This is a genomic window from Agrobacterium vitis (assembly GCF_013337045.2).
Taxonomy (GTDB): domain Bacteria; phylum Pseudomonadota; class Alphaproteobacteria; order Rhizobiales; family Rhizobiaceae; genus Allorhizobium; species Allorhizobium vitis_B.
Map to the genome: position 1 here is coordinate 1,240,174 of NZ_CP118259.1, position 24,851 is coordinate 1,265,024.

The 24,851-nt window shown below is 56.9% G+C and carries 25 protein-coding genes, 1 tRNA gene, 1 pseudogene and 1 riboswitch; of the genes and pseudogenes, 17 read left to right on the forward strand and 10 right to left on the reverse strand.

Annotation, left to right across the window (positions count from 1 at the left end):
* Positions 1-30: 30 nt before the first annotated feature.
* From G6L01_RS05850 to G6L01_RS05860, 3 genes are all read right to left on the reverse strand, one after another.
* Complete coding sequence (locus tag G6L01_RS05850; protein ID WP_070164575.1) at positions 31-528, reverse strand: BON domain-containing protein; 498 nt, start codon at positions 526-528, stop codon at positions 31-33.
* Positions 529-642: 114 nt separating this feature from the next.
* Positions 643-1,143: a peptide deformylase gene (locus tag G6L01_RS05855; RefSeq protein ID WP_070164576.1), complete on the reverse strand. Its 501-nt coding sequence runs from the start codon at positions 1,141-1,143 to the stop codon at positions 643-645.
* An 18-nt stretch (positions 1,144-1,161) separates the two neighbouring features.
* Positions 1,162-1,887 (reverse strand): Crp/Fnr family transcriptional regulator, encoded by a 726-nt coding sequence (locus G6L01_RS05860; protein ID WP_070165101.1) that lies wholly within the window; start codon positions 1,885-1,887, stop codon positions 1,162-1,164.
* A 319-nt stretch (positions 1,888-2,206) separates the two neighbouring features.
* Between G6L01_RS05860 and hemN the strand changes: the two genes are divergently transcribed.
* The 7 genes from hemN to G6L01_RS05895 all read left to right on the forward strand — a co-directional run bounded on the left by hemN (position 2,207) and on the right by G6L01_RS05895 (position 9,307).
* Positions 2,207-3,559, forward strand: a complete 1,353-nt coding sequence (gene hemN / locus G6L01_RS05865; protein ID WP_070164577.1) for an oxygen-independent coproporphyrinogen III oxidase — start codon at positions 2,207-2,209, stop codon at positions 3,557-3,559.
* A gap of 107 nt (positions 3,560-3,666) precedes the next feature.
* Positions 3,667-3,945: an acyl carrier protein gene (locus G6L01_RS05870; RefSeq protein WP_015915867.1), complete on the forward strand. Its 279-nt coding sequence runs from the start codon at positions 3,667-3,669 to the stop codon at positions 3,943-3,945.
* Positions 3,946-3,986: 41 nt separating this feature from the next.
* On the forward strand, positions 3,987-4,460 hold the full coding sequence (locus G6L01_RS05875; protein WP_070164578.1) for a 3-hydroxyacyl-ACP dehydratase FabZ family protein: 474 nt from the start codon (positions 3,987-3,989) through the stop codon (positions 4,458-4,460).
* A gap of 289 nt (positions 4,461-4,749) precedes the next feature.
* Positions 4,750-5,955 (forward strand): beta-ketoacyl-ACP synthase, encoded by a 1,206-nt coding sequence (locus tag G6L01_RS05880; protein WP_070164579.1) that lies wholly within the window; start codon positions 4,750-4,752, stop codon positions 5,953-5,955.
* Between the two features lie 10 nt (positions 5,956-5,965).
* Positions 5,966-7,267, forward strand: a complete 1,302-nt coding sequence (locus tag G6L01_RS05885; RefSeq protein WP_070164580.1) for a beta-ketoacyl-ACP synthase — start codon at positions 5,966-5,968, stop codon at positions 7,265-7,267.
* 76 nt (positions 7,268-7,343) lie between these two features.
* The gene (locus G6L01_RS05890; protein WP_070150944.1) at positions 7,344-8,372 is read left to right on the forward strand and encodes a zinc-binding dehydrogenase; all 1,029 of its coding nucleotides are present in this window, start codon (positions 7,344-7,346) and stop codon (positions 8,370-8,372) included.
* Positions 8,373-8,374: 2 nt separating this feature from the next.
* Positions 8,375-9,307: a lipid A biosynthesis lauroyl acyltransferase gene (locus G6L01_RS05895; RefSeq protein WP_070164581.1), complete on the forward strand. Its 933-nt coding sequence runs from the start codon at positions 8,375-8,377 to the stop codon at positions 9,305-9,307.
* Here G6L01_RS05895 and G6L01_RS05900 read toward each other — a convergent pair.
* Positions 9,291-10,097 (reverse strand): hypothetical protein, encoded by an 807-nt coding sequence (locus G6L01_RS05900; protein ID WP_234891826.1) that lies wholly within the window; start codon positions 10,095-10,097, stop codon positions 9,291-9,293. The two genes, G6L01_RS05895 and G6L01_RS05900, sit on opposite strands and share 17 nt — an antisense overlap.
* Positions 10,098-10,794: 697 nt before the next feature.
* Here G6L01_RS05900 and G6L01_RS05905 point away from each other — a divergent pair.
* The 3 genes from G6L01_RS05905 (at position 10,795) to bluB (ending at position 14,278) form a co-directional block, all read left to right on the forward strand.
* Positions 10,795-12,474 (forward strand): NAD+ synthase, encoded by a 1,680-nt coding sequence (locus tag G6L01_RS05905; protein WP_070164583.1) that lies wholly within the window; start codon positions 10,795-10,797, stop codon positions 12,472-12,474.
* 5 nt (positions 12,475-12,479) lie between these two features.
* Complete coding sequence (locus G6L01_RS05910; RefSeq protein ID WP_070164584.1) at positions 12,480-13,313, forward strand: TolB family protein; 834 nt, start codon at positions 12,480-12,482, stop codon at positions 13,311-13,313.
* Between the two features lie 18 nt (positions 13,314-13,331).
* A riboswitch (cobalamin riboswitch) is annotated at positions 13,332-13,512 on the forward strand.
* Positions 13,513-13,591: 79 nt separating this feature from the next.
* Entirely contained in the window at positions 13,592-14,278 is a 687-nt protein-coding gene (bluB, locus tag G6L01_RS05915; protein WP_070164585.1) for a 5,6-dimethylbenzimidazole synthase, read from the forward strand.
* 193 nt (positions 14,279-14,471) lie between these two features.
* On the opposite strand, the gene G6L01_RS05920 is transcribed toward bluB, so the two are convergent.
* Both G6L01_RS05920 and tyrS read right to left on the reverse strand, forming a co-directional pair.
* Entirely contained in the window at positions 14,472-15,272 is an 801-nt protein-coding gene (locus G6L01_RS05920; RefSeq protein WP_070164586.1) for an endonuclease/exonuclease/phosphatase family protein, read from the reverse strand.
* Between the two features lie 146 nt (positions 15,273-15,418).
* On the reverse strand, positions 15,419-16,675 hold the full coding sequence (gene tyrS / locus G6L01_RS05925) for a tyrosine--tRNA ligase (protein ID WP_070165102.1): 1,257 nt from the start codon (positions 16,673-16,675) through the stop codon (positions 15,419-15,421).
* 171 nt (positions 16,676-16,846) lie between these two features.
* Here tyrS and G6L01_RS05930 point away from each other — a divergent pair.
* The 3 genes and pseudogenes from G6L01_RS05930 to G6L01_RS05940 form a co-directional block, all read left to right on the forward strand.
* Positions 16,847-17,917, forward strand: a pseudogene (locus G6L01_RS05930) (anhydro-N-acetylmuramic acid kinase); the annotation flags it as partial.
* The gene (locus G6L01_RS05935) at positions 17,894-18,436 is read left to right on the forward strand and encodes a GNAT family N-acetyltransferase (RefSeq protein ID WP_337692693.1); all 543 of its coding nucleotides are present in this window, start codon (positions 17,894-17,896) and stop codon (positions 18,434-18,436) included. The pseudogene G6L01_RS05930 and the gene G6L01_RS05935, both read left to right, overlap by 24 nt.
* 124 nt (positions 18,437-18,560) lie before the next feature.
* Complete coding sequence (locus tag G6L01_RS05940) at positions 18,561-18,824, forward strand: hypothetical protein (RefSeq protein WP_070164587.1); 264 nt, start codon at positions 18,561-18,563, stop codon at positions 18,822-18,824.
* Positions 18,825-18,906: 82 nt separating this feature from the next.
* On the opposite strand, the gene G6L01_RS05945 is transcribed toward G6L01_RS05940, so the two are convergent.
* Positions 18,907-18,981: transfer RNA gene (locus tag G6L01_RS05945), tRNA-Asn, on the reverse strand.
* A gap of 175 nt (positions 18,982-19,156) precedes the next feature.
* Between G6L01_RS05945 and G6L01_RS05950 the strand changes: the two genes are divergently transcribed.
* Positions 19,157-19,468 (forward strand): hypothetical protein, encoded by a 312-nt coding sequence (locus G6L01_RS05950; protein ID WP_139190284.1) that lies wholly within the window; start codon positions 19,157-19,159, stop codon positions 19,466-19,468.
* A gap of 19 nt (positions 19,469-19,487) precedes the next feature.
* Here G6L01_RS05950 and G6L01_RS05955 read toward each other — a convergent pair whose 3' ends face one another.
* Positions 19,488-21,023, reverse strand: coding sequence for a sensor histidine kinase (locus G6L01_RS05955; RefSeq protein ID WP_070164588.1), 1,536 nt, complete (start codon positions 21,021-21,023; stop codon positions 19,488-19,490).
* A gap of 130 nt (positions 21,024-21,153) precedes the next feature.
* Here G6L01_RS05955 and G6L01_RS05960 point away from each other — a divergent pair, with 130 nt between their 5' ends.
* The 3 genes from G6L01_RS05960 (at position 21,154) to G6L01_RS05970 (ending at position 22,855) form a co-directional block, all read left to right on the forward strand.
* The gene (locus tag G6L01_RS05960; RefSeq protein ID WP_081344041.1) at positions 21,154-21,669 is read left to right on the forward strand and encodes a thermonuclease family protein; all 516 of its coding nucleotides are present in this window, start codon (positions 21,154-21,156) and stop codon (positions 21,667-21,669) included.
* A gap of 2 nt (positions 21,670-21,671) precedes the next feature.
* Positions 21,672-22,301, forward strand: coding sequence for a uracil-DNA glycosylase family protein (locus tag G6L01_RS05965; protein WP_420359880.1), 630 nt, complete (start codon positions 21,672-21,674; stop codon positions 22,299-22,301).
* A 65-nt stretch (positions 22,302-22,366) separates the two neighbouring features.
* Entirely contained in the window at positions 22,367-22,855 is a 489-nt protein-coding gene (locus G6L01_RS05970) for an Lrp/AsnC family transcriptional regulator (RefSeq protein ID WP_015915887.1), read from the forward strand.
* Positions 22,856-22,896: 41 nt separating this feature from the next.
* Here G6L01_RS05970 and G6L01_RS05975 read toward each other — a convergent pair whose 3' ends face one another.
* Entirely contained in the window at positions 22,897-23,766 is an 870-nt protein-coding gene (locus G6L01_RS05975) for an NAD(P)-dependent oxidoreductase (protein ID WP_070164591.1), read from the reverse strand.
* A gap of 104 nt (positions 23,767-23,870) precedes the next feature.
* Positions 23,871-24,845, reverse strand: coding sequence for a prolyl aminopeptidase (gene pip, locus G6L01_RS05980; protein WP_070164592.1), 975 nt, complete (start codon positions 24,843-24,845; stop codon positions 23,871-23,873).
* Between the last annotated feature and the right edge of the window lie 6 nt (positions 24,846-24,851).

The following is a 24,851-nucleotide window of genomic DNA, read 5'->3' on the forward strand; positions in this document are numbered from 1 at the left end:
CGCTTTCAACCCTCGACATGACAAGCACCATCAGTCCTCATCGGGCTGATGGGCATCGACCCCCATGGCTTCGATCTCGTTGATGACATGACGAACGCCGGGAACACTGAGCGCCAAACGCGCCGCCATCCGCAGTTCTTCATTGGTGTCGACCATGCCACTTAAGGTCGCCGTATGGCCATCGACGCTGATTTCGATGTTATCGAGCTCCATGTCGTCGACTGACTCGAACCGTTCGGCAATGCGGCTCTCAATGTCATCGCTGTCTTCACGACCGATGGTGGCGGGGCTCAAACCGTCCTTCAATGGCTTTTCTTCACCATCGGCCTCGACGGTATCGATTCGGTAGCCACGATTAGTATCACGGTCAAAATTGCCAGCGGTTTCTCCGTAAGCACGATTTTCCGGCGCGTCCGAGGCCGCTGCCGGTGTGTCGGAATAAGGCCATCCATCGTTGATGTCGCGCTCTTCCAAGTCCCGCAATTCGTCTTCGGTGGATGCAGCGTTTCCATGCTTGGCATAAATCATAACACGTTCTCCTGGTGTTTTCTTTCGGATAAACGTTTCAGGATTGATTTGGTTCATATCCCCGGTTGGCCGGGGATTCCAGGCCATCCGGGTGTCAGACACCGCATGTGACGATCATGTTTGCGACGATATTGCCTTCTGCCATTTCTTCAGCAACCGATCGCGTTTCAGGCGGGAGAGCCGCTGGATCCAGAACAGGCCGTCGAGCTGGTCTATTTCATGCTGCATGCAGATGGCGGCAAAGTCCTGAAGCTCCTCCTCGTGAACCGTGCCGTCCAGCGATTGGTAACGAAGGGTGATCTGGCGCGGTCGTGTCACGGTCTCGGTCATGCCCGGCATGCAGACACTCCCTTCATCATGCTCCAGAGTGTTTTGAGAAAAGGAGAGGATTTCAGGATTGACGTAATCACGCCGTCCACCCAATTCGGGCAGATCGAGGATGACCAGGCGCACCAACTCGCCCACATGGGCGGCGGTAATACCGACGCCGGGTGCGGCGCGCATGGCATTGTATAATGCATCGGCAAAACTGATCAGTTTATCGTCAAACGCCGTCACGGCCTGGCAAGGCTTCGCCAGCAGTGGATGAGGGTAGCGCAGGATTTTCAGGGCCATGACAGAATTATAGGTGGCTCAATCGGAGCCAGCCGCCTCGCGCAGTTTTCGACGGTCGGGCACGATGACATGGCGGTTGTTCTCGATGACGATAATGCCCTCCTTGCGCAGTTTGGTCATCTGCCGGCTGACGGTTTCAATGGTCAGGCCGAGGAAGTCGGCGATATCGGCGCGCGAAAGCGGCAGGTCGAAGCTTTTGCTGAACGCCTGCATCGGGTCGATATGGGTGGCAATCAGATGGAGAAAACTGGCCACCTTTTCCTGCGCGGTTTTACGACCGAGCGTCAGCATCCATTCGCGGGCTTCATCCAGCTCCTTCAGGGATTGTTCGTGCAGCTTGCGCTCGAAATCAGGAGCATCGGCGACCAGCCGGTCGATGACAGCACGGGGAAAAGCGCAGATTTCCGCGTCGGTCGCGGCTTCCGCCGTCAAACTGCTTTCCTTCAGGAAGGGGCGCCCCATGAAATCCGGGGCAAATTGCAGGCCAACGATCTGTTGGCGGCCATCTGCCATCATTTTCGACAGCTTGACCACGCCCTTGACGATATTGCTATAGCTGGAGATCTGCTCTCCCTGGCCGATCACTTCCCCGCCCGCTTCGATATGGCGCTTTGTCGAGATACGGTTGAGCTCGATCAATTGAAGAATCGAAAGTGACGCGCATACTCCGCCATGCCTGGCTTCGCATTCACTGCAAACCGCAGGCGTTTCCGCGCCGCCGGTGCTGCTTTTTAGACTATGCATGTCCATTGTCTGCCCCATACATGTGAAGTCGCGCGTACACGTAGCGTAGCGCGTCCTTGTGACGCCCAGGTTCGGTCGAACAGTTCGTCATTGTGCAATTGCGCGCCGTAGGGCGCCGACAAAAGTTCAAAAACGACACAGGCCACGCAGAAACGGTGATGCAGCAGACACGCATCCAAAGCCGCCGAATTTTCCGTCGCGCTCCCATGAGGAGTTTCTACCTGAACGAGACTATCAAGAAATTGATCGAAGTCAAAGTCCGTTCCATTGAAACCGATTATTTGTTCAATTCAACCGCCACTCGATAAGGCCTCAGTTCATGCCCGCCAAAGCGCTTCTTCCGAAATATGCCGCCGCCGTTCCGCGCTACACGAGTTATCCGACGGCGCCGCATTTTCATGCCGGTGTTGACTGCGGCAATTATGCGCATTGGCTATCGCTGCTGGGGCAGGGGCAGACGATCTCTCTTTATATTCATATCCCCTATTGCGACAGGCTCTGCTGGTTTTGCGCCTGTCATACCAAACATACACTAAAGTATGAGCCGATAACCGCTTATCTTGCCGCGCTTTTCAGCGAGATCGAAAATAACGCCAGGCTCGTTGGCCGCGAAGCAGTGGTGACGGCTGTGCATCTTGGCGGCGGCTCTCCCACCATGCTGCGCCCACAGGATATGGTGGCGCTGATTAGCCGGCTCCGGGCAAATTTTACCTTTGCCGATCATGCGGAAATCAGCGTTGAAATGGACCCGAACGATCTCGACGATGCCCGCTACGACGCGCTTGCATCCATTGGTTTGACGCGGGCAAGTCTCGGTGTTCAGGATTTCGATCCCGTGGTTCAGAAGGCGATCAACCGTCTCCAGACCTTCGAACAGACTAAATCAGTGGTTGAACAAGTGCGTAAGCGCGGTGCCACCTCAGTCAATTGCGATATTCTCTATGGTCTTCCCTATCAGACCCTCGACAGTCTGGAGAAAACTGTCCTCGACATCGTGTCGTTGAAGCCGGATCGGATCGCGTTATTCGGCTATGCCCATGTGCCCTGGATGAAAAAGCATCAGACGCTGATTCCCGAGAATGCCTTGCCCGATATTGTGATGCGTTATGAACAGATGGTGCGGGCCTCTGCCATGCTGGTTGCGGCTGGCTATGATGCCATCGGCATCGACCATTTTGCATTGCCTGAGGATAGTCTGGCTATCGCGGCACGGCAAAAACGGCTGCGGCGTAATTTCCAGGGTTACACGACGGATGGGGCCGATGCCTTGATCGGACTTGGCGCATCTTCGATCAGCCAACTGCCGCAAGGCTATGTACAGAACATGCCCGCGACTGGAGAATATCAGCGTCTTGTCAGCGAAAACGGTCTTGCCGCGACAAGAGGTATTGCTCTGAGCAGCGACGATCGGGTGCGTGCCGCCGTCATCGAAAAGATCATGTGCGAGTTCGGCTTTTCCTTTGCAGAGATCCGGCAGGCTTTCCCAGATGTCGCCGAGGGTGTGATCGCAGAAGCCAAGATATTCACGGCCTCCAACGGTGACGATCTCTGCCGGATCGACCGGGAATATTTTACTCTGACGCCAACCGGACGGCTCTTTGCCCGCAGTGTTGCGGCCACGTTCGATTGCTACTTTTCCAGCGGTAAGGCCCGTCATTCCATTGCGGTTTGACGAATAGGTCTGCATTTTTGCTGCGAGCGCACAAAACAGGCCATTGGCTTTTGTCCGAGTTTTGCCTATGTGGGACGCTGAATTTGAAATTCTGAAGGATAATTGGCGTGACCGCTACATTTGACAAAGTTGCCGACATTATTGCTGAGACCAGCGAGATCGATCGGGAAACCATCACTCCTGAGAGCCACACGATCGATGATCTGGGAATCGACAGCCTCGATTTCCTCGACATCGTTTTTGCGATCGACAAGGAATTCGGCATCAAGATTCCGCTCGAACAGTGGACCCAGGATGTCAACGAAGGCAAGGTTTCCACGGAAGAATATTTCGTGCTGAAGAACCTCTGCTCCAAGATCGACGAACTCAGGGCCGCCAAGGCTTGATCTGCTTAGGATTGTCACCGCCATTGCCGGGGGATCTGTGAATGCTGCTGGAATATTTCCAGATGATCGACAAGGTCGAGACGGTGGATCTGTCTGCCCTGACCTTGAAGGCGCAATCGGTGGTGCCGGAAAATAGCCCCGTGTTCGAGGGGCATTTTCCGGGCATGCCTCTGGTGCCCGGCGTTCTGTTGATCGAAACCATGGCGCAGGCGTCCGGTCTGCTGGTTCTGGCGGTGACGAAGTTTGCCTCTATGCCGTTCCTGATGTCGGTGGATGGTGCCAAGATGCGCAGCTTTGTCGAGCCGAACGCGGTTCTGGATATCGAGGCGCATCTGGAGCACGAAGGGTCCGGCTTTGCCGTCACCAAGGCGAAGATCACCTCTGCCGGCAAGAAAGTCGCGGATTGCCAGTTGAAGCTGCGCACCATGTCTTTTGACGAAGTGCCGTTGGGCGATATCGTCCGCAACCGCGCCGAGCAGATCGGCCTGATGGCGGCGATTGCTGCTGCGCAATAGAGTTTATCAGGGAAACTTGGAAACCGGTTTTCCTGAAAAGACAAACTTAAACAAAGAGAGTGAGAATCTGTCCGTTTCAATATGAACCTGGCGGATTCTAAGTGAGATCTTTAAAGTTTCGTCAATAAGGCCGCCGCTTTTGTGCGCGGCCTTATTGCGTAAAGCCGTCTGTCGGAGTAGGGCATGGCGGCCCTTGCAGGCCTTGGAGCTTTCCGGCTCGGGCCTGGGAATGGACGGTATGTCGCAGTGCTGGCGCGGATCGCCCGGCATTGCTGAAGAGGTTATAGACATGCATAAGACGCCCAACGATGTGGTGATCACCGGCATTGGCATTGTCAGCTGCCACGGAACCGGCAAGGAGCCGCATCTTGCGCTTCTGTCTGCGGGAACGGCAGCCGTGCCACCGGTCGAGGTGGAAAAATTTGCGCCTTACCCCATTCATCCGATGCCGCAGATCGATTGGTCGACCCAGATCGCCAAGCGTGGCGACCAGCGGCAGATGGAAAACTGGCAGAGGCTTGGCGTCTATGCCGCCGGTCTGGCGCTCGACGATGCCGGGCTGAAGGACGACGTGCAGGCCTGCGCCACGATGGACATGATCGTGGCAGCCGGTGGCGGTGAGCGCGACATCAATGTCGATACGCTGATCGTCAATGAAGGCCTGAAGCGCAACGACCGTGCCCAGCTGGTCAATGAAAAGCTGACGACCGAGCTGCGCCCGACCCTGTTTCTGGCCCAGCTCTCCAACCTGATGGCTGGTAATATTTCCATCGTCCACAAGGTCACCGGGTCCTCGCGCACCTTTATGGGCGAAGAGGCCGCTGGGATTTCCGCTATTGAGACCGCATTTGCGCGCATCCGCGCCGGTCAATCCACCCATTCGCTAGTGGGTGGCGCGTTCGTGGCTGACCGCGATGATATTTTTCTGCTGGTGGAGGGCATTCAGGCCCATACGACCGGCCCCTGGAAGCCACTTTGGCAGCGCCAGAGCGGCGAGGGCGGCGGCATGATTCTCGGCACCGTCGGCGCTTTTTTGGTTCTGGAGCAGCGTGCTTACGCTGAGGCGCGCGGCGCGCATATCTATGCTGTGCTTGATGCCATCGAGGGTGACCGTGGCCAGCGTGCCGATGGCGGGTTGGAAAAGCGTTTGAACCGCATGGCGGGTTCGGTCGGAAAGGATATTGGCGCAGATGCGCTGGTCCTGTCGGGTGCGAGTGGCATGCATGAAATTTCCGCCCGGGAAAAGACGGCGCTGGAAAAAGCCTTTCCAGGTGCGGCCATTCGCGGCTTCGGTGGGGTAACCGGCCACGGGCTCGAAGCGCAGTTTCCTCTGGGCCTGGCGCTGGCGGCGCTGGCGCTCGATGGAGAAACCATTGTCCCGGCTTTCGATCCCACCGGCGAAGCGGCGATGACCAAATCGGCGCGCCAGGCCGTTGTCACCACGGTCGGTTACGTGCGTGGCGAAGGCATGGCCCATCTGTCGGCTGAGGCGTGAGGAGAGAGATATGACACAATCCGGTTTCGAATCCCGTTTCAAGGATCATCTCGGTCGTCCGATTATCGCCGTCACCGGCATGGGCGTCATCACCTCACTCGGTCAGGGGCTTGCCGACAATTGGGCAAAGCTGACCGGTGGCGTGTCCGGCATCCACAAGATCACCCGGTTTCCGACCGAAGGGCTGAATACCCGCATCAGCGGCACTGTGGACTTCATCGATATTCCGGCCATCAATGCCGTTGAACGTTCCTATGCCATGGCGCGGGAAACCACCATCGAGGCGCTGGCTCAGGCTGGTCTGTCCGGCGATTTCGAAGGTCCGCTGTTTCTGGCCGCCCCGCCGGTCGAGCCGGAATGGGACGATCGTTTTGCGCTTGCTGAACGCGCACCTGTGGAAAGCGCCGAAGGCCATGCTTATCAACGGCTGCTGGCCGCCATGCGTGCCGAGGCCGATCCGGTGTTTCTGGAAGCCGTGCAGTTCGGCTCGATTTCCGAGCGTCTCGCCGACCGGTTCGGCACGCGCGGCCTGCCGGTGACGCTGTCAACGGCCTGCGCTTCGGGCGCCACAGCCATCCAGCTTGGCGTCGAGGCCATTCGTCAGGGCCGCACGGACCGGGCGCTGACCGTGGCAACCGATGGATCGGTCGGTGCCGAGGCCCTGATCCGCTTCGCGCTGCTCTCGGCGCTGTCTACCCAGAATGATCCGCCGGAAAAGGCGTCCAAGCCCTTCAGCAAGGATCGTGACGGGTTCGTCATCGCCGAAGGTGCGGCAACGCTGGTGCTGGAATCGCTCGAAGCCGCCATTGCCCGTGGCGCCAAGGTGCTTGGCATCATGAAGGGCTGTGGCGAAAAGGCCGACCATTTCCACCGCACCCGTTCCTCACCGGACGGCGGCCCGGCCATTGCCACCATCCGCGCAGCCCTTGAAGATGCCGGTCTTTCCGATGACGGCATCGGCTATATCAATGCGCATGGCACATCGACGCCGGAAAACGACAAGATGGAATATGGCGCCATGCTGTCGGTGTTTGGTGAGCGGTTGAAGGACCAGATTCCCGTGTCGTCCAACAAGTCGATGATTGGCCATACGCTGACGGCAGCCGGTGCGGTCGAAGCGGTATTTTCGATCCAGACCATGCTGACCGGAACGCTGCCGCCGACCATCAACTATACCAATCCCGATCCGAGTGTGGAGCTGGACGTGGTGCCGAACGTCAAGCGCGACGCACAGGTTTCGGCTGTGCTATCCAACAGTTTCGGTTTCGGCGGGCAGAATGCCAGCCTTGTCATGACCCTTGAACCTGCCTGATAAGGCTTCACCCGGCCCGGCCACGACCGGGACAGGAAAGACAATAAAATAAGCCCTCGGGCGAAGGAAGATAGCCATGCGCGCATTGCAATTGATCGAAGACCGTAAGCTTGAAATCACCGATCTGCCGGAACCGGATGCGCCCGGTCCCGGGGAAGTAACGCTGCGGGTCAAGGCGGTGGCGCTGAACCATATCGATGTCTGGGGCTGGCGCGGCATGGCCTTTGCCAAGCGCAAAATGCCTCTGGTGATCGGGGCGGAAGCCTCCGGCGTGGTCGAGGCCATCGGTCCCGGCGTCGGCAATATCCTGCCCGGCCAGCTGGCGGCGGTCTATGGTGCGCGTACCTGCGGCCTCTGCAAGCCCTGCCGTGAAGGCCGCGACAATCTCTGCGAACATGTCGGTGGTGTGTATGGTTTCCACCTTGATGGCTTTGCACAGGAAAAGATCAATATTCCGGCCCGTCTGCTGGTTCCGGCCCCTCCAGGCGTCGATGCCATTGCCGCAGCGCTTGCGCCGGTCACCTTCGGCACCGTTGAACACATGCTATTCGACAATGCCAAGCTGGAGCCGGGCGAAACCATTCTCGTCCATGCCGGCGGCTCCGGCATTGGTTCGGCTGCCATTCAACTGGCCAAGAAGATCGGCTGCACGGTGATCACCACCGTCGGCTCTGACGACAAGATCGAGCGGGCGCGGGCGCTGGGTGCCGATCACGTCATCAACTACCGCACGGACCGGTTTGAAGGCGTGGTGCGCAAGCTGACCAAGAAAAAGGGCGTTGACGTTGTGTTCGAACATGTCGGCAAGGATACCTGGGCTGGCTCCATGCTGTGCATGAAGCGCGGCGGACGTCTCGTGACCTGTGGCTCGACATCAGGCGTTTCGACCGACCTGAACCTGATGATGCTGTTCCAGCAGCAATTGAAGCTGCTCGGCTCGTTTGGCTGCCGGATGGAAAACATGGCCAATGCCATGCAGAAAATGGCCCGTGGCCTTGTTCATCCTGTTATCGATACGCAGGTGACGTTCGAAGATATCGACGTGGCGCTGACCCGGATGGAAAGCCGCCAGATCTTTGGCAAAATCATCCTGAAAATGGATTGATCATGCTCCGTCGGGTTCTGACAAAGGTCGTGCTGGGTCTGCGGAGATTTCCGCAATGGCTGGTGGCCAAGTTCATCCTGGTCTTGCTGACGCTGCTGAAACTGTTTCCTGCCGATACAGCCTTGAACGGTGCGGATCGGCTGGTACGGTTTATCGGTCCGAAGCTGAAGCGCCACCGGTTGATGCTGACCAATCTGCGCAATGCCTTTCCGGAAAAATCCGAGGCGGAAATCGAGACCATCGCGCTGGCCGCCTGGGGACATATGGGGCGGCAGATCGCCGAATATGTGTTTCTGGACGAGTTGTTCGATTTCGACCCGGAAAAGCTGGGAGAGGGCCGCGTCGAGGTTTCCGGCATTCCGATCTTTATGGACTTGCTGGAAAATCCGCGCCCATTCATCGTTTTTACCGGCCATACCGGCAATTTCGAAATGCTGCCGGTGGCGGGCGCTGCCTTCGGTCTTTACGTGACGGTGCTGTTTCGCCCGCCCAATAATCCCTATATCGCCGAGATGGTGTTCGATTTCCGTCGGGCGCGGATGGGCAATCTCGTGCCCTCCCATGCCGGTTCGTCCTTTCATCTGGCGCGCCAGCTGGAAGCAGGCAATGGGGTTGGCGTGCTGGTCGACCAGAAGTTCAAGAAGGGCCAGCCCACGACGTTCTTTGGCAGCGAAGTGCGCACCAATCCGCTATTGGCCAAGCTGGTGCGACAGTTCGGCTGCGATATCTATCCGGCCCGCTGTATCCGTCTGCCCGGCAATCGCTACCGGTTGGAAATCGAACCGAAGGTTGACATCCCGAAGGATGGTCAAGGCCGGGTCGATGTGCAGGCGACCGCGCAAATGCTGAACGACAAAGTGGAGAGCTGGGTGCGCGAATATCCGGAGCAGTGGCTTTGGTATCACGACCGCTGGAACATCAAGAAAACACTTTGAAGTCCGCTCTGGCCTTCTCAGCTTGGGACAACTCAGCTCTCGTTTGTTCGGTTTGATCCGGCGTCGAAACGTTGGCCTGGGCAACCGCTTTCCAGAAGGCAGTGTTGATGGCTTCGAACTTTGTTGATTGCCAATGGAAATAATCATCGACAAAAAGCTGTGACAGCCAGACATTGCCACGGCGGCGGGGCAATTCCCAGCCCAGCAATTCTTCTTCCTGTGCCTTCTTGAACATCCGCTTCAGGTTGGTGATCGAGATCAGATAGGTCTCTCCAAGCGCGGCAAGGCTGATTGGTCCAAGCCGATAGAGCCCATCAGCATCGGGCAGGTCCGGGATCTGGCTGATCATGCCATGCAGCACCATGCCACCCATGTCCGAATTGAGAAAGGGAGCAATCGTTTCACGCGGTATGCGCCAATCGGGGTCAACCACCAAAGCCTGGGCGATCATCGGCTGGGCAATCCTGAAAATAAGCGGATTGGCATCGGCCAGCGCGCGGCGGCCTCCGTCGTCCAGCCGGTCAAGGCAATCCAGATGCCCCAGAAACCAGGAGACCATCGCCTTCTCGGTTGCCGCCGTTGGCACCAGGATGCGCATTCGCCGATCGGTTGGGTTTTCTATTTCCTCGATAAATTTATAAGCGGAAAGTTCGGCCAGAAATGAGGCCGCGGTATTGCGGCTTGCCGCGCCCAATTGCATGGCCGCATCCATGAAGCGGGAGGCCGTCAGGCCTGAAAGCGGATCTTCCGGGGTTCGCTGCAAGGCAAGCGCATACATGGAATGCGACATCAACCATTTGCGGTGACAGGCCTTGAGGCGTGACAGGCGCGGTGTTTTAAGATGTATCCCAATCAGGTGCCGGGCAATTTCTCGCTCGATTTCCGGAAACAGCGGATGCGCTGCTATCGCCTCACGGCTCAGAAGGGATGGAGATGATATTTGTGAACGCGGAGATGACAACATCTGTGTTGAACCCGACAATGACGAAAGAGCAATACATGTTTTGTGACGGCTGTCTTCGTGAACGCTCTATGGTAACAAGAATAGCGGCAAGCCAATCAACTTGCGGTTAATCTTCATCCAAGATCATCGGGTTTCCTTGTATTTTCATTGTGATCCCGATGCAACGGCTTGCCCAAAACATACGTGCTTTGTCCCACAAAATATACGGGAATAAAAATTATCGTTTAACAAAAGGTCTCTGATATTCTGCTGCTTATATCATAGATGGTACGGTTCCTCGAATGCGTGAATATCTGGAAATAGTGTCAATCAGATTTGATTGGCATTCACGGGAGAAATTTGACGCTCGCTGTCGATTATACCAGATGAGGCATACGGCCGATATCCGTCTTTTTGGTTTGCTGTCCGCAATAGAGCCGCACGGCCCAGGTTCTTTTGAGGAAACTGGAACGCTCTATTTTTCATCTCAGCAGGTCGTTTTGGGCCGTTGCAGTCCACCGATGGCCGGGGTAAACCTTGAGCCATGAGCGACACAGTCCAAAGACCCGAAACGCTGCGCATTGCCGTGGCTCAGTTCAACCCGACCGTGGGCGATGTGGTGGGCAATCTCAGCCTTGCCCGGGCCGCCCGCGCGAAGGCAGCCGCGCTGGGGGCCGATCTTCTGTTGCTGTCCGAGCTGTTCATTTCCGGCTATCCGCCGGAAGATCTGGTGCTGAAACCCGCCTTCCTTCAAGCCTGTAAGGCAGCGGTGGAGGAACTGGCCGCCGATACCGCCGATGGCGGACCGGGCGTTATCATCGGCTTTCCGCGTCAGGGCGATAAAGGCCGGCACAATTCGGTGGCGATTATTGATGGTGGCAAGATTCTCGGTCTGCGTGACAAGATCGACCTGCCCAATTACGGCGAATTCGATGAGAAGCGGGTGTTTGTCGAAGGCGACATGCCGGGACCGGTGAACTTCCGTGGCGTGCGGCTGGGCGTGCCGATCTGCGAAGAAATCTGGAACGATCTCGGCGTTTGCGAGACACTGGCCGAAAGCGGTGCGGAAATTCTGCTGGTTCCCAATGGATCGCCCTATTACCATGGCAAGCTTCAGGTGCGCTATCAGGTCGTGCTGCGCCAGGTGATCGAAAGCGGCTTGCCGCTGGTTTTCGCCAATCAGGTGGGCGGGCAAGACGAACTGGTGTTCGATGGTGCCAGCTTCTGCTTCAATGCGGATAAGACGCTGGCTTTTCAGATGCCGCAGTTCGAGGAAAGCATTGTGCTGACCACCTGGACGCGGGACGCCGATGGCTGGAGTTGCGCGGCAGGCAAAGTCTCTGATATCCCCGAGGGTGAGGAGGCGGATTACCGCGCCTGCATGTTGGGTTTCCGCGATTATGTGAACAAGAACGGCTTCAAGAGTGTGGTGCTCGGCCTGTCCGGTGGCATCGATTCGGCGATTTGTGCAGCAATGGCAGTCGATGCGCTGGGGCATGAGCGGGTGCGCACCATCATGCTGCCCTATCGCTACACATCCGAGGAAAGCTTCAAGGATGCCGCCGATTGCGCCAAGGCGCTTGGCTGCCATTATGACATCGTGCCGATTTCAGAGCCGGTAGAGGGCTTTCTGTCCAGTCTTGCCGATATGTTCGAGGGAACGGAAAGCGGCATTACCGAGGAAAACCTGCAAAGCCGCACCCGTGGCACCATCCTGATGGCGGTGTCCAACAAGTTCGGCTCGATGGTGGTAACGACCGGCAATAAATCGGAAATGTCGGTGGGCTATGCGACGCTCTACGGCGACATGAACGGCGGCTTCAATCCGATCAAGGACCTCTACAAGATGCAGGTCTATGCGCTTTCGGCCTGGCGCAACGGCCATGTGCCAGTTGGTGCGCTCGGCCCGGCAGGCGAGGTCATTCCGGCCAACATCATCTCCAAGGCCCCATCTGCCGAACTGCGCCCCGACCAGAAAGACCAGGACAGCCTGCCGCCCTATCCGGTGCTGGATGACATTCTGGAATGCCTGGTGGAAAAGGAAATGTCAGTGGATGAGATTTTGGCGCGCGGCCATGACATCACCACCGTGCACCGCGTCGAACATTTGCTCTATCTGGCTGAATATAAGCGCCGCCAATCGGCTCCGGGTGTAAAAATCACCAAGAAGAATTTTGGCCGCGACCGTCGTTATCCGATTACCAATCGGTTCCGGGATCGCTAGCGGCTATGCGCAGCTCTGTCGAGATTTACAATATTGAGACCCGCCAGAGCCGCATTGTCTGGCAGACGGAACGTTTGGTGGAAGCGCCGAACTGGTCGCGGGATGGCGCCTCCCTGATCCTGAATGATGACGGGCTGATGTATCGTCTTCCTCTGGTCGGGCAGTCGGTGCCGGAAAAGATCGACACCGGCTTTGCCACACGTTGCAACAATGATCATGGGCTTTCGCCCGATGGCCAATGGCTGGCAATCTGCGACAAGGTGGAGCATGGCAAAACCTGCCTCTACATCCTGCCAGCCGCAGGCGGAACACCTGTCCAGATCACCGAAAACCTGCCTTCCTACTGGCATGGCTGGTCGCCGGATGGCGGAAGGGTGTGTTATTGCGGCATCCGCGACCAGGTCTTCGATATTTATACGATTTCGGTTGACGGCAGCGATGAGCGGCGCCTAACCCATGGCGAAGGCCGCAATGATGGGCCGGACTGGTCAGCGGATGGAGAGTGGATTTATTTCAACTCCAGCCGCAGCGGCGCGATGCAGATCTGGCGTATTCGCCCGGATGGAAGCGACGTGCAGCGCCTGACCGATGACGGGCAGGGTGACTGGTTTCCCCATCCATGCCCAAATAACCGCAAGGTGGTGTTCATTTCCTATGACGGCGATGTCTTCGACCACCCGCGCGATCTCCATGTCCGTATGCGCCTGATGGATATGGACGGCGGAAATGTCGAAACCCTGTTCGAGCTGTTTGGCGGGCAGGGGACGATCAATGTGCCTAGCTGGTCGCCGGACGGCCAGGAATTTGCCTATGTGCGGTATTTCCCGGCGGCCGCCTAAGCATCGCCGCAGTCTGACAGTACCAGCCCTTTGTCAGGTGCCCGCATGTTTGCGGGAGAATCGGGAATGCGGTGAAATTCCGCAACGTGCCCAACGCTGTGAGGTGGATGATTGTTGCTTTTACCACTGGTGAGAACCGGGAAGGTGCGGCAATCAAAGGAAGCCCAGTCAGAAGACCGGCCTGACACGATAGACGACGCTTGCGCGGACGGCAGGTGCGTTTTGCTTGATCGCGATTCGCAAGGGATCGCGTAGGGCGCATTGTTGGGGACCAAACGATGCAGGACTTAGTGAACGATGCTCTGGTATCTGCCGGAGCTTTTTCTGCCGAAGAACGCGCCGCCGTCTACCGGGCCATCATGACCCGTCGCGACGTGCGCGATGAATTCTTAGCCGACCCAATCGACGATGACACCCTCTGGCGGATCCTCACCGCCGCCCACCACGCCCCCTCCGTCGGTTTCATGCAGCCCTGGAATTTCATCCTGGTGCGCGATGCCGCACGGCGGCATGCCGTTTGGCAGGCTTTTTCCAAGGCCAATGACGAGGCGGCAGCGCTGTTCGAAGGCGAAAAGGCCACGCTTTACCGCAATCTGAAGCTGGAAGGGATTCTCAAAGCCCCACTCGGCATCTGCGTTACCTGCGACCCAGACCGCGCAGGCCCCGTGGTGCTGGGGCGAACCCATAACCCCCGCATGGACAGCTACTCCACCGTCTGCGCCATCCAAAACCTCTGGCTCGCCGCCCGCGCGGAAGGCATCGGCGTCGGCTGGGTCAGTATTTTCCACGATACCGATTTGCGCGCTATTCTCAATATTCCAGAGCGGATTGAGATTGTTGGGTGGCTGTGTCTTGGCCACATTGCCGAGCTTTATGATGAGCCGGAATTGCAGGTGAAGGGGTGGCGCAAGCGGCTTGCGTTGGAAGATTTGGTGTTTGAGGAGGGCTGGAAGGGTGATGCGTGAGAAGGGAGTGGGAATCCGGCGCTTGATTGGATGCTGAAATCATTGTTGCGAATATCGAGCAAAAAACTTGGATATTTCCGATTGAGTTTGCAAAGGAGTTTCTAAAGTAATTTTGTTCATTTTATTCAATCGTAAATTATAGGCCATTTGCGAAAGCGTTTTAGCTTTTAGAATTAACCAACATGAGTTCTGATCAGATTGTCAACAGCAGTGGGCAGTGATCAGAAACCTCTGGTTCTGTTACGACCGAAAATTCCAAAACTTCGACATACTCATTGACCAGCATGTAGTCGGCGAATTTTCCGGGTTTTAAATAATGTGATGTGCGAGTGCCATTGAACCCTCTGGTCGTTACCAAATCCGTCAGTCCAAGCTTTCCTAGTATCTCGAATGTTTCGCTTGAAGGTTCTACATTGAAGTCACCACATACGATCAGCGCATCACCTGGTACGGAGACATAGGTTGCTAGTTCCTTCATCCGATGCGCCTGCTGCGTTCTCTCTGGTGTGTCGATTTTTCCTTTGAGATCGCGAAGTCCATGCATGTGCGCTACGCATATTGAGCGATCTAGTTGGAAATCATAAACACGAATGGCATGAGCAGTTCTTGATCTTGGGTGCTCGCCATATCCGTGCGGAGAAAAACCCTTATGGACAAAGCCTTGAACTTGTGCCGTGATTGGCAAGGATTTGTGGACAAAGGTTGCCAGTCCCCATTGAGATTGCACGGTGTGCTCTTCATCCCAAAGAACTCCTTGGGCTGCCGGGCAGAATATTGCTGTATGATCAGGGAGGACCCCCGCAACGTCACGAAAAAAGTTCGCACGTTGTGGCAGGATGTGGTCTCCATCCCTATAGGTTAACCAGTCATTTTGTGCTTCAGGGCTGTGGACCACCTCTTGCAGGCACAAAATATCGGGAGATTCCGATTTAATATAAGAAGTCAAATGCTTATGTAGTTTGCCGCCCCAGCCGTTGAGACACATTATCTTCATTCATGTATACTCCTTGGCGTTATCCGCTATGTTAAGCGTTGACACAGGCAGTCTCAAATCCTCCGAATAAAGCGGCAGTTCTGTATTCGATTTTCTCAACACTTAAAAAGCCTTCTGCGCCAATCAAAACACAGAAGGCCATCACATCAAACCGGACGCACCAGAATATGCTTCTTCTTACCCAATGACAGCTTGATAACCCCATCCGCCGTCACTTCACCAGCCCCAATGCTCATGCGCTCATCTGACACGCTCTGATCATTGATCTTCACAGCTCCACCCTGCACATGGCGGCGGGCTTCGCCGTTGGAGGCGGCGAGGCCGGCTTTGACGATCAGGGCCAGAAGGCCGATACCTGCTTCAAGTTCGCCTGTTGCGACCTCGATGGAGGGCAGATTATCGGCCAGTGCGCCTTCTTCAAAGGTTTTGCGGGCGGTTTCAGCTGCTTCCTCGGCGGCGGTGCGGCCATGCAGGATGGCGGTGATTTCGGTGGCGAGGATTTTCTTGACCTCGTTGATTTCCGAACCGCCCAGCGCAGACAGCTTGGCAATCTCATCCATTGGCAGCGTTGTGTAGAGCTTCAGGAAGCGGCTGACGTCAGCATCTTCGGTGTTGCGCCAATATTGCCAGAAATCATAGGCCGAGAGCAGGTCGGCATTCAGCCACACAGCGCCCGTGGCCGATTTGCCCATCTTGGCACCAGAGGATGTCGTCAACAGCGGCGAGGTCAGCGCGTAGAGCTGTGGTGTGCCCATGCGGTGGCCAAGGTCAATACCGTTGATGATATTGCCCCATTGGTCAGAGCCACCCATTTGCAGGCGGCAGCCGTAGCGCTTGTTCAGCTCGACATAATCGTAGGCCTGGAGAATCATGTAGTTGAATTCCAGGAAGGACAGTGACTGTTCGCGGTCGAGGCGGGTCTTGACGCTCTCGAACGACAACATACGGTTGACCGAGAAATGACGGCCCACATCGCGCAGAAATTCGAGATAGTTCAGCCCACGCAACCATTCGGCGTTGTTCAGCATCAATGCGCCGCCCTTGGGGCCTTTGTCGTAATCAAGGTAATGCGAAAAGCAGCGCTTGATCGAGGCAATATTGTCCTCGATCTTGTCCACGGTCATCAATTGGCGGGCTTCTTCCTTGAAGGACGGATCGCCCACCATGCCCGTGCCGCCACCCATCAGAGAAATCGGCTGATGGCCGGTTGCCTGAAACCAGTGCAACATCATGATCTGAATGAGCGAACCCGCATGCAGGGAGGAGGCGGTTGGATCATAGCCGATATAGGCCGTCACGGTTTCCTTCGACAACAGATCATCGAGGCCGGTTTCATCGGAAATTTGATGAATAAACCCGCGCTCATGCATTGTACGGAGGAAATCGGACTTGAACTTGGACATGATCGTCACGCCTTCTGGTATCGGACTTTGGTCTTGTGAATTTGGAATTCGAGGCGGCTTTATCATTGTTTTTTGAAAAGTGCATCAATTTCAGCCATCAATACCGCTCTTTCTGATCGCCGGGAAAAGGAACATCGAGTCGTGACCAAAACGCTGCAAGCAATCGGCCTGATGAGTGGCACCTCCATGGACGGCATCGATGTTGCCCTGGTCACTACAGATGGCGAGGCGGTGGTGGAGCGTGGGCCGTTTCTGGCGGTGGCTTATGACGATGCGTTTCGCCAGCGACTGAAGCAGGGGCTGGAGGATGCCAAGGTGATCACCGACCGCCGCCAGCGCCCGGCAAGCTTGGCCGCGCTGGAGAGGGAGTTGACGCTGCGTCATGCGGAGGCGGTCAAAAACTTTCTCGCCGCAAACAGGCTTCGCGCCCGTGATATCGATGTCATCGGCTTTCATGGCCAGACGGTGTTGCACAGGCCGGATCAGGCTTTGACGGTGCAGCTTGGCGATGGCGCGTTGCTGGCCCGCGAAACCGGTATTGATGTCGTCTACGATATGCGCGCCAGTGATATGGTGCATGGCGGGCAGGGCGCCCCGCTGGTGCCTGCCTATCATGCTGCGCTGGCTGGCGGATTGGGGGCGGAACGCCTTCCGGCCTGCTTCGTCAATATCGGCGGCATTTCCAACCTGACCTATATCGGTGCTGACGGCGAAATCGCCGCCTTTGACAGTGGCCCCGGCAATACCTTGATCGACCAATGGGTTGAGGCCCATACCGGCCTTGCTTTTGATGCCGGGGGCGGGATTGCCGCCAAGGGCCGGGTGGTGAAGCCCTTGGCGGATCGTTATCTTGGCCACGGGTTTTTCACCTCCAATCTGCGCCGCTCACTGGATCGCAATGACTTCACTCCGCCCAAAGCTGGGGATATCAGCCTTGAAGATGGTGCGCGCACGCTGGCGCATGTGGCTGCGGCGTCGATTTTCGCCTCGGCCCGGCATTTGCCGCAGGAGCCGAAAACCTATGTGATCTGCGGCGGTGGTCGGTTGAATGCGGTTATCATGGCTGATTTGAACGACATGGCGGCGCGGGAAGGAGCTGTGATCGTCAATGCCGATGATCTGGCGCTCAATGGCGATGCCATGGAGGCGGAGGCCTGGGCCTATCTGGCGGTGCGCTCGCTGAAGGGGCTGCCCCTGACATTTCCCGGCACCACTGGCGTGCGTCAGGCGGTATCGGGCGGTGTCCACCAGATCCCGCTGGTCTGCGAGACAGAGCGGCTTTTGCTGACCCCATGGCGGGCGGGCGATGAGACATTGCTGGCCGACCTTCATTCAACCCCGGAAACCTGCCGTTTTGTCAGCACGGGAGCGCCATGGAGCCAGTCCTACTCGGCGGAACGTATCGATGGCTGGATGGATGACTATGAGGCAAATGGTGTTGGTAAGCTCAAGCTGATTGCCCGGGACGATGGCCGCTTCATCGGGCGCGCTGGTTTCTCATGGTCGAAGGACAGCGGGCAGTACGAACTGGGCTATTCCATCTGCCATGATGAATGGGGCAAAGGCTTTGCAACGGAAATCGCTACAGGCTTGAAGCGCTGGTTCTTTGAGCAAGGCATCGGGAATGCCTTCACCGCCTTCGCCCATGTCGACAACGCGGCCTCGCTGGCCGTGCTGCGCAAGATCGGCCTTACGGAGACGGAGCAGCGCGACTACAAAGGTCGGCCATTTCAGTTTTTTGAATGCGTGGCGACTGAGTAACCGAAGGCATGTGACCGCTGAAAAACACCCGTCCTCAACATGAACAAGAGGATCAGATTGCGTTCATCTTGTTTCGCTTAATCTCCAGTCATCGTTTCCAGTGAAACGCATCAGGAGATAGAAGATGAAGAAATTTTTGGTCGCATGTCTGATCGGTCTGGGAAGCATCACAGCAACGGCAGCGCCGTCTCTGGCCGATGATGTCAGGGTTATGGTGTATGATCGCGGTCATAATCCTGATCGCTACTACAGCCGCGACGATCGCCGTCCCCACCATCGCAATTTCGAGCGGCGTCATCACGCCTACCGCGATAACTGCCGGACAAAGAAGGTCAAGTTCCGTCATCATGGGCGTTGGGTCTACAAGACAACCACGGTTTGCCGTTAAGCCCATCAGCTTGAATTAGGATAGAAAAAAAGCCGGATCAGAAATGATCCGGCTTTATAATGTCAGCTATTCAGCTGGAATATGGCTCCCCGGGCCGGATTCGAACCGGCGACCTGTCGATTAACAGTCGAATGCTCTACCGCTGAGCTACCAGGGAATGTACCGTTTGAAGCGGTGTGAACCGCGTCCGTTGGTGTGAGTGGGCTTCTACTCAGGCTTTGATGGTTTGCCAAGTCCCTTTTTGAAAAAAAAGTGCCTCTTGTTTTGTTTTCCCCTCTTTCCCATCTGATGTCTGTGGGAAAACTGGCCTCAAGCGGCCTTGAAGGACGACCGTGACGGAAAAGAAAACCAAGACCTATCATATGGATACCGAGAAGGGGCGCCTGCATCTGGGGCGTTTCAACCTGCCAATCCCGCAGTCTCGCGGCGGGCGGATCACGGTTGGCAGTCTTCTGGTGGTTGGCGGCTGCCTGGGCTTTCTGCCCGTGCTTGGCTTCTGGATGGTGCCGCTTGGTGTCTTGGTCCTCTCCCATGATGTTGCGCCGGTCCGGCGGTTTCGCCGAAGGGCCGGGCTAAAATTTGCCAGGGCTCAAAAAAATGGCTGGAAGCTGGGGCGCAAACGACGGCCCCATATGCAGCGGTGAGGGTTCAGAGCCCGTTTGTTCAGGCGAAATAACGTCGCTTCGGTTCCACGGCCTGGGTGCCTTGTACGGCGGGAATCGTTTGCAGGACGCGCTTGGCAGGCAGGATGGCAATCACTTCCGTCCCTTCGCGCAGTTTTGATTTCAGCTTGAATTCGCCACCATGCTTGGCGAGGATGGCCTGAACGATGGGAAGGCCGAGGCCTGTCCCCTGTTCGGCGCTCTTGATGGCGATGGAGCCCTGGCCGAAGGCTGAGAGCACCACGGGGATTTCCTCTTCGGCGATGCCAGGGCCATTGTCCTTGATGGAGACATATTGCCCGCCGCCGACGGTCCAGCCGACCTTGACGAAGATTTCTCCGCCCGGCGGCGTGAATTTCACCGCATTCGACAAAAGGTTCAGCACCACTTGCCGAAGCGCCTTTTCATCGGCCCAAAGGGAAGGCAGGTTGACCTCATATTGCTGGGATATCTTGATATCCTTGGCCTTGGCGCGCAATTGCACCATGCCGACGCAGTCCTCGGCGACTTCAAGCAATGAGATCGATTCTTCCGAAAGATCGTATTTGCCGGCCTCGATTCGCGACAGATCGAGTATTTCGTTGATCAGATTGAGCAGGTGCTGGCCGGACCTGTGAATGTCGCCGGAATATTCCCGGTAAAGCGGATTGTTGAGTGGCCCCAGCACTTCCTGGGCCATGACCTCGGAAAAGCCGAGAATGGCATTTAATGGTGTGCGCAATTCATGCGACATTGAGGCGAGAAAGCGCGATTTCGCCATATTGGCTTCTTCCGCCCGGCGGCGGGCTTCATCCGACATGGATTTGGCCACTTCCAACTCGGCGATCAGGTCGTCCTTCTCGCTCTGGAAGGAGATCAGCTTGAGGTTGGAAACGTAGAGCCTGCCGGTGATATAGATGAAGAACAGCACGGAGACGGTAAAGGCCAGGGCCAGCGTTGCGTCGTCGACACGCTGAGAAACAAACGCCTGTGCGGAAAGCGCAATGATCGGTGGGGTAAACGCATAGAGTACGGCCTGACGCAGCAGAATATTGGTCATGGCCGTGGTGCAGAGCACGACCAGCAGTACGGAGCCTTTCAGCAGCAGGTCGCTTGTCGGGCCGCAGGCGTCGCAGGTCTGGAAGGTAAAGGCGGCCCAGCAGCAGCCCATGGCCAGATGCCCGCCCAGCAGAACATGGCGCCAATGTTCCTGATGATGGGAGACCGGAATGCGCTTGGCAGCCTTGCGAATGAGCAGAATGTTCAGGGCATGAATGCTCAGCGTCAGCAGTGCCCAGAGGATATAGATCGGGCTTCCCGACAGGTAGGCCGTCAGGCCCGCGGTCAATATCGTGATGAAAGGTGTGATGGCCGCGCCTTGCAGGCTGGCCTGGGTATGCATGGACAGCAGGTCTTTTTCGAAAGCCGGTGTGCCGCCATGGGTGGAATGCAAGCGTTCTCTGGTCATGCGTAAGGCTTTTGCCGTCGCCTTGTTGCGGTGGCTACGCGATAGGTCGACAATATTCTTGTCGGTCGAGTTTGAGACGCCGTTACCCATGATATGGTTGCATTTTTTCCGCGGTCCGTCTCAGACTAGCCATGAAGTCTTAAGAGTTACTTTCTGGAAAGGTTTTATTTGCCATTCTCGGATACCGGCTGTTATTGAAAAGGGCCAGATTGTGACACGCATGCATCGGATCATCGCTGCCGCCTTCGTCTGCCTGGTCATCGGCACAATGATTGCCGCCGCCTTCTGGCCCCGCAAAATGCCGTCCTTCGATGGCCCTTTCGTGATTGCCGATGGTGAAACATTGGTGACCAATGGTCAACGCCTGCAACTCAAAGGCCTGGATTCACCCGAAATTGGTCAGCGGTGCCGGGGCGAGGATGGTGTTGTTCAGCTTTGCGGTGCGCAGGCCCGATTTGGTCTCGCCCAGCGCATGGCTCAGGCTGGCGTCCTCTGCCAGGGGTCGGAGCGCATCGACAACGACCGTATTCTGGTGACCTGCAATGTCATGGGCCGCGATGTCGGCGCCGACATGGTTCGCTCCGGTCTCGTTTTGAATGCGGGCGGCTATGAGAATGAGGAAAAACAGGCCCAGGCCGACAAAGCGGGGCTTTGGGCAGGCACTTTCGACCGGCCTGAAGAATGGCGAAAGCTGCATCCTCGCAATGATATTATCCGCAGGCAGGACGAAAATTGAGCGTGAACGTGCCTTTTGACCTAGACGGACTGCGTGCCGCTATTCACGCCTGCCGGATCTGCCGGGATTGTCCGACGCAGGCAACGGCGCTGCCGCATGAGCCAAGGCCCGTCGCCGTCCTGTCTTCTGCCGCCCGCATTCTGATTGCCGGGCAGGCGCCGGGTAAGCGGGTGCATGAAACCGGACTGCCTTTCAACGATGCCTCGGGCGATCGGCTGCGGCAATGGTTGGGCGTGGACCGGGAGGCGTTTTACGATAGCCGCAACTTTGCCATCCTGCCGATGGGCTTTTGCTTTCCGGGATATGATGCCAGCGGTCACGATCTGCCGCCTCGGCGCGAATGCGCCCCGCATTGGCGCGATGCCGCCATGGCTGTCATGCCTCAGGTGGAACTGGTGCTTGCCATCGGCCAATATGCGCAACGTTGGCATATGGGCGACCTGCGAAAACCAACCTTGCATGCCACGGTGCAAAGCTGGCGCGAATCGTTTTTTACCAACCGGCCAGGGCCGAAGATTTTGCCGCTGCCTCATCCCAGTTGGCGAAACAGCGGTTGGCTGCGCCGCAATCCGTGGTTTGAGGCAGAATTGCTACCTATCTTGAAAAAGCAAGTGGATCACTGGCTACGGTGAAAGCATTTTGCTTTCGTTCGCTCCAAATTGCGCTATACCGAAAAAAAATTTCAATGGTGTCGCTCATGGATCGTCTGGACCGTAAAATTCTGCGTATTTTGCAGGAGGATTCCACTCTTGCCGTTGCCGACCTCGCCAAGAAGGTCGGTCTCTCCACCACGCCCTGTTGGCGGCGTATCCAGAAGATGGAAGAGGATGGCGTGATCAAGCGCCGCGTGGCGCTGCTCGATCCGGTCAAGGTCAATACCAAGGTTACGGTCTTCGTTTCGGTGCGCACCAATACCCATTCGATTGAATGGTTGAAGCGCTTTTCCGAAGTGGTGGCGGAATTTCCCGAAGTGGTCGAATTCTATCGCATGAGCGGCGATGTGGATTACCTGCTGCGGGTCGTGGTGCCTGACATCGGCGCCTATGACGCCTTCTACAAGCGGCTGATCGCCAAAATCGAGATCCGCGACGTTTCCTCGGCCTTCGCCATGGAGCAGATCAAATACACGACTGAATTGCCGCTCGATTACATGATGCTCGATAATAATAAATCGGGTGAGGAATAAGGGTTGGGGAGCCTGATAGACAGACAGGCTCCCTAATCTCATTATTTTTCCAGCCGGGCCAGCAGGGATGACGTATCCCAGCGATTGCCGCCAAGCTTCTGCACGTCACCGTAGAACTGGTCGACCAGGGCTGTAAGCGGCAGGGTGGCGCCATTGGTCTTGGCTTCGTTCAGCACAATGCCCAGATCCTTGCGCATCCAATCGACGGCAAAGCCAAAATCATATTTGCCGACGGCCATGGTCTTGTGGCGGTTTTCCATCTGCCAGGAACCGGCAGCCCCCTTGGAAATCACCTCGATGACCTTTTCGATATCGAGACCGGCCCGCTTGCCGAAATGCACGCCTTCAGCCAAGCCCTGAACGATACCGGCAATGCAGATCTGGTTGATCATTTTGGTCAACTGACCGGAACCCGCTGGTCCCATCAGGCCGATCATCCGTGCATAGGCTTCGATCACCGGGCGGGCCTGTTCGAACACCGGCTCGTCTCCACCGCACATCACGGTCAATACACCATTTTCCGCTCCAGCCTGACCGCCGGACACCGGCGCATCGATGAAGCCAAAGCCTTTGGCCTTTGCAGCCTGATAAAGTTCCCGAGCCACGTCCGCTGAGGCCGTGGTGTTGTCGATCAAGATCGCACCGGGTTTCATGCCCGCGAAAACACCATCGACGCCAATGGTGACGGCACGCAGGTCATCGTCATTGCCGACGCAGGTGAAGACGAAAGCGGCATCCTTCGCGGCCTCTGCCGGTGTCAGGCCAAGCGCCCCGCCATGCTGGGCTACCCAGCTTTCGGCCTTGGCCGTGGTGCGGTTATAGACCGTCACATCATGGCCGCCCTTCGCCTTCAGGTGTCCGGCCATGGGATAACCCATGACGCCCAATCCGATGAATGCCACCTTGGCCATGTCTTAAGTCTCCTTTGCTTATTGCGCGCCGCCAGAGGTATCGCAGCCCGCAACGCAGGAAAAGTTATTTTTGGGCCAAGCGGCCATGATGGGGTGGTGCCGGATCAGTGTTTCAATTCGCGGGCAAGGCGTTGCAGGGACCCGATGACACTGGCTGCCATGCCAGGCGCACTGATATTGTGTTCACCATCCTCAACGACAATCAACCGACTGCCCGGCCAAGCCTGATGCAGATCATAGGCCGTCTTCAGCGGGCTACCGAAATCGAGGCGGCCATGAATCAATATGGCAGGAATGCCGTCCAACAGTTTGATTCCGTGAAGAATGGCTCCGTCAGCGAGCCAGGCACGATGCGACCAGTAGTGGGTGACAAGCCGGGCAAAACACAGCCGAAACCGGGCATCCGACCATCTGGTATGCGGGACATAGCCTGGCTTTACGGCAAGATGGGCGGATTCCCATGCGCACCAGGCACTTGCGGCCTTTTCATGAATCTCTTTGTCAGGATTGATCAGCAGTTGGTGATAGGCGGTAGTGAGATCGCCGTCTCGCTGATCCCTTGAAAGATGGTCGAGAAAGCGGGTATGCTCTGCCGGAAAAAACTGTCCGACGCCGCGTGTGATCCATTCGATTTCGGCAGCACTTGTCGTGACGACCATGGTCAGCAGCAGGCCGAGAACCTGCTTCCGGTGCGCTTGGGCATAGGCGAGCGCCAGCGTTGATCCCCAGGAGCCGCCCATCACCAGCCAGCGCTCAATGTCGAGATAGAGGCGCAACGCTTCGATATCCTCAAGCAGATGCGGCAGCGTGTTGGTACTGAGATCGACCACCGGATCGCCCGCAAAGGGGAGACTGCGACCGCAATGGCGCTGGTCGAACTGGATGATGTGATAGTGCTCGGGATTGAAGAACCGGCGCGTGGTTTCAGAGAGGCCGGAGCCGGGGCCGCCATGCAGAATGACGGCCGGAATGCCCTGACGGTTGCCGCTGCATTCGAAATAGATCCGGTGGCCGTCTGTGACCGGCAGGTGGCCGGTTCGGTAGGGCAGCAAGGGCGGATGAAGATCTGGTCCGGTCATCTCGCC

What these genes read in the sequence shown, in the direction of transcription:
- G6L01_RS05975 (WP_070164591.1), bottom strand. Translation starts at nt 23,766, where the DNA reads ATGGCCAAGGTGGCATTCATCGGATTGGGCGTCATGGGTTATCCCATG.
- G6L01_RS05970 (WP_015915887.1), top strand. Translation starts at nt 22,367, where the DNA reads ATGGATCGTCTGGACCGTAAAATTCTGCGTATTTTGCAGGAGGATTCC.
- G6L01_RS05885 (WP_070164580.1), top strand. Translation starts at nt 5,966, where the DNA reads ATGACACAATCCGGTTTCGAATCCCGTTTCAAGGATCATCTCGGTCGT.
- hemN (WP_070164577.1), top strand. Translation starts at nt 2,207, where the DNA reads ATGCCCGCCAAAGCGCTTCTTCCGAAATATGCCGCCGCCGTTCCGCGC.
- G6L01_RS05860 (WP_070165101.1), bottom strand. Translation starts at nt 1,887, where the DNA reads ATGCATAGTCTAAAAAGCAGCACCGGCGGCGCGGAAACGCCTGCGGTT.
- G6L01_RS05880 (WP_070164579.1), top strand. Translation starts at nt 4,750, where the DNA reads ATGCATAAGACGCCCAACGATGTGGTGATCACCGGCATTGGCATTGTC.
- G6L01_RS05940 (WP_070164587.1), top strand. Translation starts at nt 18,561, where the DNA reads ATGAAGAAATTTTTGGTCGCATGTCTGATCGGTCTGGGAAGCATCACA.
- G6L01_RS05920 (WP_070164586.1), bottom strand. Translation starts at nt 15,272, where the DNA reads ATGAAGATAATGTGTCTCAACGGCTGGGGCGGCAAACTACATAAGCAT.
- G6L01_RS05900 (WP_234891826.1), bottom strand. Translation starts at nt 10,097, where the DNA reads ATGTCGCATTCCATGTATGCGCTTGCCTTGCAGCGAACCCCGGAAGAT.
- pip (WP_070164592.1), bottom strand. Translation starts at nt 24,845, where the DNA reads ATGACCGGACCAGATCTTCATCCGCCCTTGCTGCCCTACCGAACCGGC.
- G6L01_RS05905 (WP_070164583.1), top strand. Translation starts at nt 10,795, where the DNA reads ATGAGCGACACAGTCCAAAGACCCGAAACGCTGCGCATTGCCGTGGCT.
- G6L01_RS05910 (WP_070164584.1), top strand. Translation starts at nt 12,480, where the DNA reads ATGCGCAGCTCTGTCGAGATTTACAATATTGAGACCCGCCAGAGCCGC.
- bluB (WP_070164585.1), top strand. Translation starts at nt 13,592, where the DNA reads ATGCAGGACTTAGTGAACGATGCTCTGGTATCTGCCGGAGCTTTTTCT.
- G6L01_RS05850 (WP_070164575.1), bottom strand. Translation starts at nt 528, where the DNA reads ATGATTTATGCCAAGCATGGAAACGCTGCATCCACCGAAGACGAATTG.
- G6L01_RS05890 (WP_070150944.1), top strand. Translation starts at nt 7,344, where the DNA reads ATGCGCGCATTGCAATTGATCGAAGACCGTAAGCTTGAAATCACCGAT.
- G6L01_RS05895 (WP_070164581.1), top strand. Translation starts at nt 8,375, where the DNA reads ATGCTCCGTCGGGTTCTGACAAAGGTCGTGCTGGGTCTGCGGAGATTT.
- G6L01_RS05855 (WP_070164576.1), bottom strand. Translation starts at nt 1,143, where the DNA reads ATGGCCCTGAAAATCCTGCGCTACCCTCATCCACTGCTGGCGAAGCCT.
- G6L01_RS05960 (WP_081344041.1), top strand. Translation starts at nt 21,154, where the DNA reads ATGCATCGGATCATCGCTGCCGCCTTCGTCTGCCTGGTCATCGGCACA.
- G6L01_RS05875 (WP_070164578.1), top strand. Translation starts at nt 3,987, where the DNA reads ATGCTGCTGGAATATTTCCAGATGATCGACAAGGTCGAGACGGTGGAT.
- tyrS (WP_070165102.1), bottom strand. Translation starts at nt 16,675, where the DNA reads ATGTCCAAGTTCAAGTCCGATTTCCTCCGTACAATGCATGAGCGCGGG.
- G6L01_RS05955 (WP_070164588.1), bottom strand. Translation starts at nt 21,023, where the DNA reads ATGGGTAACGGCGTCTCAAACTCGACCGACAAGAATATTGTCGACCTA.